General features: G+C 62.9%; 10 protein-coding genes and 2 tRNA genes. 11 read left to right on the top strand and 1 reads right to left on the bottom strand.

The genetic code is table 11. The features are described 5' to 3' along the window. Positions 1-194 precede the first annotated feature (194 nt). The 6 genes from AB0N65_RS13475 to AB0N65_RS13450 all read left to right on the top strand — a co-directional run bounded on the left by AB0N65_RS13475 (position 195) and on the right by AB0N65_RS13450 (position 5,554). Complete coding sequence (locus AB0N65_RS13475) at positions 195-2,324, top strand: DEAD/DEAH box helicase (protein ID WP_364162202.1); 2,130 nt, start codon at positions 195-197, stop codon at positions 2,322-2,324. Positions 2,325-2,410: 86 nt separating this feature from the next. Continuing rightward, entirely contained in the window at positions 2,411-2,836 is a 426-nt protein-coding gene (locus AB0N65_RS13470; protein ID WP_364162199.1) for a LysM domain-containing protein, read from the top strand. 117 nt (positions 2,837-2,953) lie between these two features. After that, positions 2,954-3,025: transfer RNA gene (locus AB0N65_RS13465), tRNA-Thr, on the top strand. Between the two features lie 60 nt (positions 3,026-3,085). After that, positions 3,086-3,159: transfer RNA gene (locus tag AB0N65_RS13460), tRNA-Met, on the top strand. Positions 3,160-3,243: 84 nt separating this feature from the next. Continuing rightward, on the top strand, positions 3,244-3,900 hold the full coding sequence (locus AB0N65_RS13455) for an NAD(P)-binding oxidoreductase (RefSeq protein ID WP_364162197.1): 657 nt from the start codon (positions 3,244-3,246) through the stop codon (positions 3,898-3,900). An 82-nt stretch (positions 3,901-3,982) separates the two neighbouring features. Beyond that, the gene (locus AB0N65_RS13450; protein WP_364162195.1) at positions 3,983-5,554 is read left to right on the top strand and encodes a Na+/H+ antiporter; all 1,572 of its coding nucleotides are present in this window, start codon (positions 3,983-3,985) and stop codon (positions 5,552-5,554) included. A gap of 63 nt (positions 5,555-5,617) precedes the next feature. Here the strand turns inward: AB0N65_RS13450 and AB0N65_RS13445 are convergent, their stop codons facing one another. Continuing rightward, entirely contained in the window at positions 5,618-6,823 is a 1,206-nt protein-coding gene (locus AB0N65_RS13445) for an ROK family protein (RefSeq protein ID WP_364162192.1), read from the bottom strand. Between the two features lie 235 nt (positions 6,824-7,058). Here AB0N65_RS13445 and AB0N65_RS13440 point away from each other — a divergent pair, with 235 nt between their 5' ends. The 5 genes from AB0N65_RS13440 (at position 7,059) to AB0N65_RS13420 (ending at position 13,026) form a co-directional block, all read left to right on the top strand. Further along, positions 7,059-8,330 carry an extracellular solute-binding protein gene (locus tag AB0N65_RS13440; RefSeq protein ID WP_364162189.1) on the top strand — a complete coding sequence of 424 codons (1,272 nt, stop codon included), beginning with the start codon at positions 7,059-7,061 and terminating at the stop codon, positions 8,328-8,330. Between the two features lie 21 nt (positions 8,331-8,351). After that, positions 8,352-9,266, top strand: a complete 915-nt coding sequence (locus AB0N65_RS13435) for a sugar ABC transporter permease (protein WP_364162186.1) — start codon at positions 8,352-8,354, stop codon at positions 9,264-9,266. Continuing rightward, positions 9,266-10,174 carry a carbohydrate ABC transporter permease gene (locus tag AB0N65_RS13430; protein ID WP_364162184.1) on the top strand — a complete coding sequence of 303 codons (909 nt, stop codon included), beginning with the start codon at positions 9,266-9,268 and terminating at the stop codon, positions 10,172-10,174. The genes AB0N65_RS13435 and AB0N65_RS13430 overlap by 1 nt, the downstream gene beginning before the upstream one ends. A 116-nt stretch (positions 10,175-10,290) precedes the next feature. Then, entirely contained in the window at positions 10,291-12,045 is a 1,755-nt protein-coding gene (locus tag AB0N65_RS13425; protein WP_364162181.1) for an alpha-amylase family glycosyl hydrolase, read from the top strand. A 21-nt stretch (positions 12,046-12,066) separates the two neighbouring features. Then, complete coding sequence (locus tag AB0N65_RS13420) at positions 12,067-13,026, top strand: aldo/keto reductase (protein ID WP_364162178.1); 960 nt, start codon at positions 12,067-12,069, stop codon at positions 13,024-13,026. Positions 13,027-13,158: the final 132 nt, after the last annotated feature.

Here is a 13,158-nt window from a genome sequence, read left to right as displayed (position 1 = left end):
GGAGCGCCGGCTAAAGAAAACGCTGTACAGACTGCTGGGATAGCAGCCAAGAGATGCAGCGCGAAGTCCTGCCATGGGATTGCGACAGCGCCGGACTTCTGCGATAGCAGGGCAACCCAGCCTTTCTCTCGCCTGTACTGCGGCCAAGCCCAACCGGGCCGCGCCGACGCCCTATGGATGAGGAATTCCCCCCAATGCCCGAAACTCTTAACGAGAACCTCGACGCCAAGAACTTCGACGCCCCGGACGCTGAGTCTGCCGAAGCAGCAGAGACCGTAACCGAAGGTGCCGAAGCCCCGGCAACCGCACCTGCCGCCGTCGAGACCCCCGCAGAAGAAACCGCAGCCGCTGCTGCCGACAACGCAGGTGAAGAAGAAGGCGTTCGCTTCACAGATCTTGGCCTTGATGGCCGGGTGCTCGCTGCCCTTCAGGACGTTGGCTACGAGAAGCCGTCTCCCATCCAGGCAGCCACCATCCCGCTGCTCCTTGAAGGCCGCGACGTCGTGGGCCTCGCCCAGACCGGTACCGGTAAGACGGCGGCCTTTGCTGTTCCCGCGTTGTCCCGCCTCGCCGAGCTGCACGACCTCAATGGCCCGTCCCGGAAGACCCAGGCACTGGTCCTTGCTCCGACGCGTGAGCTTGCCCTCCAGGTTGCTGAGGCCTTCACGTCCTACGCCAAGCACATGGACGACTTCACCGTCCTTCCCGTGTACGGCGGCTCGGCTTACGGCCCGCAGCTCGCCGGCCTTCGCCGTGGTGCGCAGGTTGTCGTCGGAACGCCCGGCCGTGTGATCGACCACATCGCCAAGGGTTCCCTGGACCTCTCCGAGCTCCAGTACCTGGTGCTCGACGAAGCCGACGAGATGCTGCGCATGGGCTTCGCCGATGACGTGGAGCAGATTTTCCAAGAGACCCCTGAAACCCGCCAGGTGGCACTGTTCTCGGCTACCATGCCCGGCCAGATCCGCCGCATGTCCAAGCAGTACTTGAACAACCCGGCCGAAATCTCCGTGAAGTCCAAGACCTCCACGGGTTCAAACATCCGCCAGCGGTACCTCCAGGTCATGGGCCCGCACAAGCTCGACGCCATGACCCGCATCCTCGAGGTTGAAGAGTTCGACGGCGTCATCGCCTTCGTGCGCACCAAGATGGCCACCGAGGACCTTGCAGACAAACTGAAAGCCCGTGGCTTCCAGGCTGCAGCCATCAACGGTGACATTCCGCAGCAGCAGCGCGAGCGGACGGTCGATGCCCTGCGCGAGGGCCGCATCGACATCCTCGTGGCCACCGACGTCGCCGCCCGTGGCCTTGACGTGGAACGCATCAGCCACGTGGTGAACTACGACATTCCGCATGACACCGAGTCCTACGTGCACCGCATTGGCCGTACGGGCCGCGCGGGCCGCAGCGGTGACGCCATCCTGTTCATGACCCCGCGCGAGAAGTACCTGCTGCGCGCCATCGAGAAGGCCACCCGCCAGTCCGTCGAGCAGATGCACCTGCCCACGGCTGAAACCGTCAACTCGCTGCGCTTGGGCAAGTTCGCCGAGCGCATTACTGAGACTCTCGAGTCCGAGGATGTCTCGCTGTTCCGCGACCTCATTGCTTCCTACGAGGAAGAGCACAAGGTTCCGGCTGCGGAGATCGCTGCTGCCCTCGCCGTGATGGCCCAGGGTGGGCAACCGCTCCTGGTCAAGGACCTGCCTGCAGCTCCCGAGTTCCAGAAGCGCGAACGCTCCAAGGACGGCTTCGGCTCCCGTGGTCCGTCACGTGCGCTCACCGAGGGCAACGCCACCTACCGCATCGCAGTCGGTCGGCGCCAGCGCGTCATGCCCGGATCGATCGTGGGTGCCATTGCGAACGAGGGCGGCATCTCCTCGGCGCAGATTGGTGGCATTGACATCCGTTCGGACCACTCCCTTGTGGAGCTCCCTGCGGACCTGAGCCCCGAGCAGTTGCGCGCACTGTCCCGCACCCGCATCGGCGGCGAGCTGATCCACCTCGAACTGGACAGCGGCCGCAAGCCCAACCGCGAAGGTGGCCGGGGCGGCTATGGAGACCGCGACAACCGTGGCGGTGGAAACTTCAAGGGCAACGGTGGCTTCAAGAAGGAGTTCCGTCGCAATGACGGCGAACGCTCTTCCGCGGATCGCGGCGGACGCTCGTACAGCGACCGGGCAGAGCGCACTTCCGGCAGTTATGGTGACCGCGACCGCGGCCAGTCCAGCGGCTCGCGCTTCGGCGGCCACGGCGACGGTGCACGCAAGCCCCGCGGTGGCGGCGAAGGCGGCCACCGTGACTTCAACCGCAAGGGCAAGTGGTAACAACCACTAAGTAGACATCCCTACAGAGGGGTCGGCTTTCGAGCCGACCCCTTTGTTGTTTAACCGCACCGCCGTACCATCGAGCCATGGGACAGGACGACGAGGCCACAGCAGACCAGAGTGCCGCCCGCCAGGCAGCCGACGACGCTGCCGCCGTCGGGGTTTCTTCCACGGATACGGCGGCGGCCCGATCAGCTGCTGCGCAGGCAGCCGCGCAGCAGGAAGCTGCGAACGCTGCGGCCGCGCAGGAGGCCGCACGGCTGGGGCTGAACCCTGACGATCCGGAGGTCCGGCAGGCAAGCCAGGATGCCGCATCAGAGGCTGCTGCCGGGTCGGGCCAACCGGGTCCCGTAGCGCCGCGCGTGGAGCAGGTGGTGGTGGAAGCCGGCGACACCATGAAAAGCATCGCTGAGCAGTTCCGTGTGGATCTCGCTGCCTTGATCGCGGCCAACACGGACACGGTTCCGAATCCTGATCTGATCCATCCCGGACAGGTGCTGCGACTGCCCTGAAATCGACGTTCTTGGATCAACGATTCCCCGTCTTCGCAAATTGTGTCGACGCCGTTTTCTCCCGTCGCGGCGCCGATTTGTAGCTTCTGAAAACCTCCGGTAGAGTATTTACTCGTTGCCCCCCTAGCTCAGTGGTAGAGCGCGTTCTTGGTAAGAACGAGGTCACCGGATCGATTCCGGTGGGGGGCTCTGGATGAGGGCCTGTGTCAAGGCGGTTTGACCGGCTTGACACAGGTTTTTCTCATTCGTGGCGGTGTAGCTCAGTTGGTTAGAGCGCACGACTCATAATCGTGAGGTCGGGAGATCGAGCCTCCCCACCGCTACAGAGCAAGACCCCGCAGGTTCCAATCTGCGGGGTCTTTTGTCATTCTGCCTGCACTGCATCCCACGTGGGACAGAATGGGTGCATGAGCCGAATCGCAATCATAGGCGGCCACGGGAAAGTGGCCCTGCATCTGTCCCGGATTCTCAGTGGCGAAGGTCACGATGTCACGTCCTTCGTCCGAAATCCCGACCATGTGGCAGATGTCACGGGGACCGGGGCCGCTGCGGAGGTGCTGGACGTGGAAAACTCGACGACGGCGGAACTCGCCCAGGCGCTGAAGGGCCACGACGCAGTGGTCTGGTCCGCAGGTGCCGGTGGGGGTAATCCGGCCAGGACCTACGCTGTGGACCGTGATGCCGCCATCCGCTCCATGGACGCCGCGGAAGAAGCGGGCGTGAAGCGGTACGTCATGGTGTCCTACATCGGCGCCGCGAAAGACCACGGAGTGCCCGCGGACCACCCGTTCTTTCCCTACGCGGAGGCAAAAGCCGCAGCGGACGAGTACCTGCGGAACACCACTCTGGACTGGACTGTGCTTGGACCGGGGACGCTCACGGAAGAGCCGCCTACCGGCCACATCCAAACGGATCCTGGCAATCCGGGCAACGGTACCAGGACATCGCGGGCAAACGTTGCGCTGGTCACGGCTGCCGTCCTGGAACTCCCCGAGACCATCCACCGGACCATCACTTTCACGGACGGGACTGTAGACGTCGTTGACGCACTGACAACCGAGTGACAGCCCGCCCCGGGATATGTTGGTAGGAGCTTCCGCGGCAAGGCCCGCGGCGCTTGATAACAACATTTGGGGAAGCGGGACTATGGATCAGCTGGCGCTCATTGTCGGATTGCTGCTTGCCACGGTGGCGGCCGTGGGCTTGGGGGACCGGCTCCGCCTTCCCTACCCGGTGATCATGTTGCTCCTGGCCGTGGCGCTGACCTTCATCCCGGGCTTCCCTGAGTTCGAGATTTCGCCTGAACTGATCCTGCCGATCTTCCTTCCGCCGCTGCTCTTCGCCACTGCGCAGAAGAGCTCGTGGGCCGTCTTCCGGGTTCGCTGGCGCACACTGCTCCTGATGGCCGTGGCGTTGGTGGTGGTGTCCACCGCCGTCGTTGCCGGTGCAGCCTGGCTCATGATCCCCGGCATCGGCATCCCTGCAGCCATTGCGCTCGGGGCCATGGTTGCGCCTCCGGATCCCGTTGCGGTCGAGTCCGTCGCCGGACGCGTCCACATGCCCCGCCGGCTCATCACCGTCCTTCAGAGCGAAGGACTTTTCAACGATGCGGCTGCCATCGTCATCTTTCAGGCTGCGGTAGCCGCAACACTCTCCGGCAGCGAGGTTGGCCCCGGCGTCATCGTCCAGTTCGTGATCGGTGCTGCGCTGGCCGTTGTCATCGGCATCGCGATGGGCTGGCTGACCAAGGTCATCACCAAACTGGTGACCTCCATGGTGGCACGAAGTGCCGTCACCCTCGTGGTCCCGTTTGCTGCCTACATCCTCGCTGAAGAGCTGCACGCCTCAGGTGTGGTGGCCGTCGTCGTGACTGCCTTGGAACTGCAGCGCCACGCACGGCCCCAAGACGCCGCCGAGCGCGTTACCCGCACCGCCTTCTGGGATGTCGTCGAGCTCTTGGCGACCGGCCTGGCTTTCGGCCTGGTGGGCCTGGAAATCCGCCACGTGATCCGCGACGAAGGAATGGCTATTTTCGGCATGATCGGAATGGCCGTGGTGATGTGCATCCTGGTGTTCGTCGTTCGCTTCCTGTGGCTGGCTTTGCTGGCGCTGTCAGCCCACAGGCGCAGGAACCTCCTGCAACCAACATCGCCGAAGGAAGTGCTCATCCTGACGTGGTGCGGCATGCGGGGCCTGGCTACACTTGCCCTTGCGCTGGCACTCCCTCTGACACTGCCCGATGGCAGCGACTTCCCGGCACGCCACGAGATCCTGGTGATTGCCTGCGCGGTCCTTCTTGCGACTCTGGTCTTGCCCGGACTGACCCTGCCATGGTTGATGCGGGTCCTCAACGCCACGGAGGACGGTTCCCACGAACAGCACGCTGCGCGGGAACTTGCCAAACGGGCCCAAACGGCAGCCATGGCGGCGCTCAAGGAGCACGAACTCATGAAGGAACTCCCCGCGGACAAGGTGGCCCTGGTCAAGGAGAAGATGCACCGCCTCCACGCCGAGCTGCTGGATGGTTCGCTGCGGAACGAGTCCGTGGAGGAAAAGCGCAAGCGCGGACGCGAACTGGCCATTGCCGTGCAGACGATCGCCTTGGACGCCGCACGCCAGGAGGTCGTGGAAGCCCGCAATGAACCGGGCATGGATCCCGAAGTTGCAGACCGAGTGCTACGGCAGCTGGATCTTCGCACCATGTCAATGCCCGAGTAGGGGCGGGCTCGCTTAGGACGCGGCGCCTGGCAGGCAGGAAGCTGGTTCCGGCAGGAAAGCTTGTTAGGGCAAGGAAGCGGGGGAGAGGTCCAGGGCGTGCTCCTCGACGTAGTCCAGGGCGTGCCGGATCGCACCGAGTGACACGATGCCATCTCCAAGCGCGGAGGTTGCCAGCCGCGGCGGAGTGAAGGTGAAGTCCGGCAAATGCTGCTCAATGCCCGGGAGCAAGGCTTCGGCAGAGGAGGCCACGCCTCCGGCGATAACCACCAGCTCGGGGTTGACCAACGTGCTGATCGACCCGATCACCCTGGCCATGCGGAGCGCCATGAGGTCCAGGGCTTTGAGGGCGGAGTGGTCCCCGTCCGCGGCTGCCTTGAAGACCATCTCCGCAGTCAGGGCTTCAGGGTCGCCCCCGCAGAGCTTGCGGAGATTGGTGTCAGCGCCGCTTTCAAGTGCTTCCCTGCCCCATAGTGCAGCGTAGTGGGCGATGCCGTAGGTGTCGCCCACGCCGTCGACGTTTTCCAGGTAGCCCAGTTCGCCGAAGCCTCCAAGCTGGCCGTGCAGGAGTCGCCCGGATTCGAGGATGCCGGAACCCAGGCGGTCACCGGCGAGCATGACTACGAGATTGTCGACTCCCTGGGCTTTGCCCTGCCACCGTTCTGCCAGGGCAGCGAGGTTGGCGTCGTTTTCCAGGAGCACGTGCCAACCGTGGCGCTCAGACACGATGCGAAGGACATCGAAGGACTTCCAGAACTCCTGGACCGTGAGAACCTCCCCGCCCCGGCTTACGGGGGCGGCCACTCCAACGGACACTGCGAGGACGGAGTCCGGCGATACGCCGGCCTTTTCCACGGCGTCAGCGGCGATCCGGTCCAGGACATCTGCACGTTCGGCGGCAGAGACGTTGTACGTCCGGAAAGGCATCGTTACCTGGGCCAAGGACGTTCCAGCCATGTCGGCAACAATCGTGGTGATCTTGTTGGCTCCGATATCGATTCCCAACACGCTGGCGGCGCTGTCGTCGAAGACAAAGCGTCGAGCAGGCCTGCCCTTGACGTAGTCGCCGGTGCCGCGTTGGTTCTCGAGTTCGCGGAGCCATCCGAGTCGGACCAGTTCGTCGCAGATGGAGATCACGGTGGCACGAGAGAGCCCGGTGGAGGCCATCAGTTCGGTGCCTGTCACAACGCCGGCACCGCGCATCGCCTTTAGCATGGCGCCGGCGTTGACCCTGCGTACCAGCTGTGTTGACGGCGCGGTCCCGCTCAGCATGTGGTGCTCCCAACTCTTGGGCCGTGCATCGGAATTGATAGAGCGGCCTCTCTAAATTTAGTACATAAATTTAACTCGCGACGCATTCCCGAGATGAGCTTGACCCTGTGGCGCTGCTCACATAATACTAGCGATAGGTAATAAATTTACCTCCTATCTAAACTTCCGGTGAGGTCGCGCGCGCCACCTCGCGAAGGCAATGCGGCGCTGGGGTCCGCAAGATGAAAGGACTACGGTGTCTAGGAAACTGACGCGCAAGAAACGCATGGCAGCCATGGGCCTGGGGCTGGCCTTGCTTGCCGGCCTACTCTCGGGCTGTGCCGGGGATTCGGGCAAAGAGACAATCCGCTTCACGTTCAGCAAGCGGGAGGCCATTGGCTTCATGACGAAGCTGGTTGCCGACTACAACGCCTCGCAGGACGATACCGAGGTGGTGCTGGACACTTCCGGCGTCGACGTCGTGTCCGCGAGCTTTGTCCGTGGCAATCCGCCGGACATCGCGCTGGCGAACTACAACATGGAAACGTCCCGCTTTGTGCAACGCGGTGCCCTGAGCGACTTGTCCGACACCCAGGCTGCCTCCAAGATCCGCGACGACCTCCAGCCGCTCATGGACCAATATGGTACGTATCAGGACCGGACCAGCGCGCTGCCGTACTCGATCATGGCGTCTTCGGTGATCTACAACAAGGAGATCTTCGCCGCGCACAACATCACAGTGCCCACGACCTGGAGCGAGCTGATCGCGGTGTGCGAGAAGCTCAAGGCAGCCGGGATTACCCCGTTCTATGCCACGTTCAAGGACGATTGGACCATTGCCCAGGGCTGGTTTGACTACTCGGTAGGCGGACAACTGGACACCCTGGACTTCTTCGAAAAACTTGACGGTGAGGGAACGGAAGTAGGGCCGGATTCTTCGGTCTCATTCCAGAAGGACTTCGATCAGCCCGTCACGCAGATGCTGGAACTGGCCAGGAACTACGTCAACAAGGACGCTTCCAGCCGGGCCTACGGTGATGGGAACCTCGCGTTCTCCCAAGGCAAGGCTGCGATGTACCTCCAAGGGCCGTGGGCATTCAGCGAGGTTGCCAAGACCGCCCCGGACCTGGCGCTCGGAACATTTCCGCTGCCCATGACCGAGGACCCCAAGGACCTTCGCGTCCGGGTCAATGTCGACCTTGCTGCTTGGATACCGGAAGCATCCAAGCACAAGGAGGCGGCGCGTGGCTTCTTGGAGTACCTCTATCGGCCTGAAGTCATCGATGCCTACAACAAGTCGCAGTTGGGCTTTACGCCCACCAAGGATGCCGCGGGCGTCCCCGATCCCAGGATCGAAGGCATGGTGGAGTACTACGACAACGCACAGGTCTACCAAGGCCCGTCCGTGCTGGTACCGAAAACAATCCCCATCATGAACTACACGCAGGCCCTCGTGTTTGGCGCAGACCCTGCATCCACCCTCCGCACACTTGACGCAGACTGGGCGCGCCTGGCGTTCCGCCAGTAGCACAGAAGCAGGGAGCCAGATATGTCCATCATCACCACGCCACCCACCTCCGGAAAAACTGTCCAGCGGCCGCGCAGCAGCCGTCGGGTGGAACCGATCTTCTACCTCTTCCTCTTGCCTAGCCTTGTCCTGTTCACCTTGGCGATTACCGTGCCGGGCATCATCGGCATCTTCTTCAGCTTCACTGACTCCATCGGCATCGGTGACTGGGAGTTCGTCGGCCTGACCAACTACATTGCAATTTTTAGTGACCCGGCAATTTTGCAGAGTTACCTCTTCACGTTCGGGTTCTCCCTGGTCACGGTGATCGCCGTCAACATCATCGCCTTCCTCCTCGCCGTGGGTCTTACGTCGCGGATCCGGATGAAATCGGCTCTGCGGACCATCTTCGTTATTCCCATGGTGGTCTCGGGAATCATCATCGCCTACGTGTTCAACTTCCTGTTTTCCAACTCGCTGCCTGCGCTGGGAACGGCACTGGGAATTCCGGCGCTGGAGAGCAGCCTGCTGGCCAATCCCGACCTTGCCTGGATCGCGATCGTCATGGTCACTGCGTGGCAGGCTGTACCGGGGTCGCTCCTGATCTACATCGCCGGACTTGTGGCTGTCCCTGGTGACGTCTATGAGGCGGCGGAGATCGACGGTGCGACCAAACTCCAGCAACTGCTGAAGATCACGCTCCCGCTCGTGGCCGGCTATGTGGTGATCAACGTCATTCTCGGGTTCAAAGGATTCCTCAACGCCTACGACATCATCGTCGGCCTGACGAACGGCGGCCCCGGGACCTCAACCAGGAGTATCGCGATGACCGTTATCGCGGGCTTCAACGGAGGCGACTACGCCTACCAGATGGCCAACGCGACGATCTTCTTCGTGGTGGCCATCCTCATCTCTCTCGTACAGCTTTCGCTGACTCGCGGACGGAATGCACTCTGATGAACAAACAAGCCACCCTCGACCTCGAGGACGTCCACGCTCAAACCGCCTCGGCTGGAAGCAGTCGCCGGCAATCCACGGTAAAAGCCGAGCGGGTCAACTGGTCGGGAACCACCATCCTGGTCCTGTGCACGGTAACAGTGCTGCTTCCGCTGTATGTCACGATCTCCATGGCATTCAAGACCCAGGGGCAGGCCGTGGACGGCAACGCCTTCTCCTTTCCGGCTCCTTTCAGCCTTGAAGGTTTCGTCCAGGCCTGGACGCTGACCAACTTCCCTGTAGGCGCTGCAATGTCGTTGCTCGTCACGGCAGGGACTGTTGTTGCCACGATCGTCCTGGCGGCATTCGCTTCCTACGCGATTGTGCGGAACTGGGATCGCAGGCTGTTCCGGTATTCGTTCTTCTATCTGCTCGCAGCAATGTTCATTCCGTTCCCCGTCGTCGCCCTGCCGCAGATCCAACTCACGGGGCGCCTGGGCCTGGACAACCCGCTGGGCGTCATCCTGCTCGCCACCATGTTCCAGCTGAGCTTCAGCGTGCTGCTCTTCACCGCCTTCCTCCGTTCGATTCCCATGGAGCTGGAGGAGAGCGCCAGGATCGATGGTGCAAGCACATGGCAAACCTTCTGGAGGTTGATCTTCCCGCTCCTGGCGCCCATGAGCGCAACTGTGGGGATCTTTGCGTTCCTCTATGCCTGGAATGACTTCATGATGCCTTCCCTGATCATCTCCGACCCCGCGTTGCAGACACTTCCGGTCCGGCAGAACCTGTTCCAGACCCAGTTCAGCAACAACTACCACGTGTCCTTCGCGTCTTACTTGATGGCCATGGCACCGGCCATTGTGGCGTACCTGTTTACGCAGCGATGGGTCATGGCCGGCGTGACCCAAGGCGCCGTCAAGGGCTGAGCTTCCCCTCACCGCCCGGACCCGGCATAAGCCGCTGTTGCCTTGTTGACCTTCTTGAGTCCGGCATCACATACTGGTTCGGGAAGTAAATTTAGATTCTAAATCAAAGGAGTTTCGTGAGCACGTCCGCCACCACGGCAAACCTGTCACTGTCCGAACGCATGGCCGATCCGAATTGGTGGCGCCAAGCGGCCGTCTACCAGATCTATCCCCGCAGCTTCGCCGACTCCAACGGCGATGGCATTGGTGACCTCAAAGGCATTACGGCGAAGGTTCCTTACCTGAAGGACCTCGGGATCGACGCCGTCTGGCTCAGCCCGTTCTACCCGTCCGCGCTCGCAGACGGCGGCTACGACGTCGACGACTACCGCAATGTGGACCCGAAGCTTGGCACGCTCGAGGACTTCGACGAGATGGCCGCGGCGCTCCACGCTGCAGGCATCAAGCTCGTAGTCGACATCGTCCCCAACCACTCCTCGGACCGCCACGAATGGTTCAAGGAAGCTCTTGCCTCGCCCAAGGGTTCCGCTGCCCGGGGCCGCTATATCTTCCGGGATGGTCGGGGCGAGAACGGCGAGCTGCCGCCGTCGGATTGGGACTCGGTTTTCGGCGGCCCTATCTGGGAACGCATCACGGAACCGGACGGAACGCCCGGCCAGTGGTACATGCACATTTTCGCCAAGGAGCAGCCCGACTTTAACTGGGAGAACCCGGAAATCCGGGAAGATTTCCTGAAGACCCTGCGTTTTTGGTCCGACCGCGGCGTGGATGGTTTCCGCATCGACGTCGCTCACGGCATGGCCAAGGATCTTTCCGAACCGATGCCCATGAAGGCCGACCTGCTGGCCAGGGCGCACGGGACCGACGGCTTCATTGACGGTTCGCACCCCTTCTGGGATCGGGACGAAGTCCACGAGGTCTACGCAGAATGGCGGAAGCTGTTCAACGAGTACAACCCGCCTCGTACGGCCGTGGCCGAGGCATGGGTCCACGAGTCCCGCCGCGCACGCTACGCCAGCCCCGAGGGACTCGGCCAGGCCTTCAACTTCGACCTCCTGCAGTCCGACTTTGACGCCGCGTCCTTCAAGAAGATCATCACGGACAACCTGGTCGCTGCCGCGGAGTCGGGGGCGTCCTCGACGTGGGTCTTCTCCAACCACGATGTCGTCCGGCACGCCACCCGCTACGGACTGCCCAAGGGCGGCGCAGTGGCCCAGGGAACCAATGCGGCCCAGGATGTCACCGCAACCAAGCCCAAGGGGCAGGACGGCAAGGCATGGCTCCTGGCCGGTGCTCCCGCCGGGGAACTCGACATCGAACTCGGCTTGCGCCGTGCCCGTGCGGCCTCGCTCCTGTTGCTCGCCTTGCCCGGCTCGGCCTACCTGTACCAAGGCGAGGAACTCGGCCTGCGCGAGGTCGGAGAGATCCCCGATTCCGAACGCCAGGATCCCTCCTTCTTCCGCAACAGGGGCGTGGAGATCGGCCGCGATGGCTGCCGTGTTCCCTTGCCGTGGACTCCCGAAGGTCCTTCCTTCGGATTCGGTGAAGGCTCAGCCCACCTGCCACAGCCGGAGTGGTTCGCGGACTACGCGGTGTCAACGCAGGAAGGCGTGGATGGTTCCACACTCGAGCTCTACCGGAAGGCGCTGCGCCTGCGCCGGGAGTTGCAGACCACCGAGGAACTGGAATGGGTGGAAACGGGCACCCCGGACGTCCTGCGCTTCAGCCGTTCCGGCGGTTGGGAGACCGTGACCAACTTTGGAACCGATCCCGTAGAGCTTCCGGAGGGGGCCGTCGTCGTCAGCAGCGGACCCTTGGAAGGCGGCAAGCTGCCGTCCGACACCACCGCATGGGTTGTCCGCGGCGCGTAGCGGCCGTGGGAAACTACTGCGATGACTGAAGCGAACGGGCGGGGACGCCTCATATACGGCTGTATGGGACTCGGCGGCCCATGGGACGGAACGTCGTACGGTGCCGCGGAGATTGACCAGGCCGCCACCGTGATCGAAACGTCCCGGGCCATCGGCATCGAACTTTTTGATCATGCCGATATTTACCGCAACGGAAAGTCCGAAGCCGTCTTTGGAGAAATCCTCGCCCGCTCGCAAGGCCTGCGTGAACAGATCCGGCTCCAGACCAAATGCGGGATCAGGCTGGGGGAGCGCGGGCTGGAAACCCACTACGACCTCAGCCGCGAAGCCATCCTGGAGCGGGTAAACGGGAGCCTGAAGCGGCTCCAGACGGACTACGTGGACGTCCTTCTCCTGCACCGCCCCGATCCGTTGATGGACCCACGCGAGGTGGGTGACGCCGTCGGGCAGCTCATGGCGGACGGCAAGGTGCGGCAGCTGGGCGTGTCCAACATGTCCGGGGAACAGATCGCCTACCTTCAGGACCGTCTGGAGACGCCGGTCGTCGCCAATCAACTGGAACTCAGCTTGCTGCGCCGGGATTGGCTGGAAAGCACCGTGCTTGTCAACCATGCCGACGGGCGGGAACTCAGCTTTCCCCACGGGACGGTTGAGTACTGCATGGCTCAGGGAATCGAGCTGCAGGCCTACGGCGCCCTTGCCCAGGGGCGCTACACAGGTGCTCGGTCAGGGGAGTTGTCTCCGGCTGAGTCGGCCACTGCGGAGATGCTCCAAGAGTTGGCGCACCGGAAAGGCACGACTCCCGAATCCGTCCTCCTGGGCTGGTTGATGAAGCACCCGGCCAGGATTTCGCCGGTAGTTGGCACCACCAATCCGGGACGGATTACTGCGTGCGCCGACGCCGCCTCCGTTGCTGCCACCATGACCCGCGCCGAATGGTACGGAGTATGGATCGCAGCCCGTGGACGCAACATCCCTTAAACCCAACTGAGTCGCAGTTGTGCGCGTTATGAGCCCTCAAAACGCTGTGAGGATTGTGCTGGCTGGTCTGGGATTGGCTGGCAGAGTAGGTGCAGGCCGTTCCACCCCGCGGTCGTGACTCACAAAACGCTT

Source organism: Paenarthrobacter sp. NPDC089322, from assembly GCF_040684895.1.
Taxonomy (GTDB): Bacteria; Actinomycetota; Actinomycetes; order Actinomycetales; family Micrococcaceae; genus Arthrobacter.
Note: the sequence above shows the minus strand (reverse complement) of the source record. Positions and strands in the feature narration are given on the sequence as shown.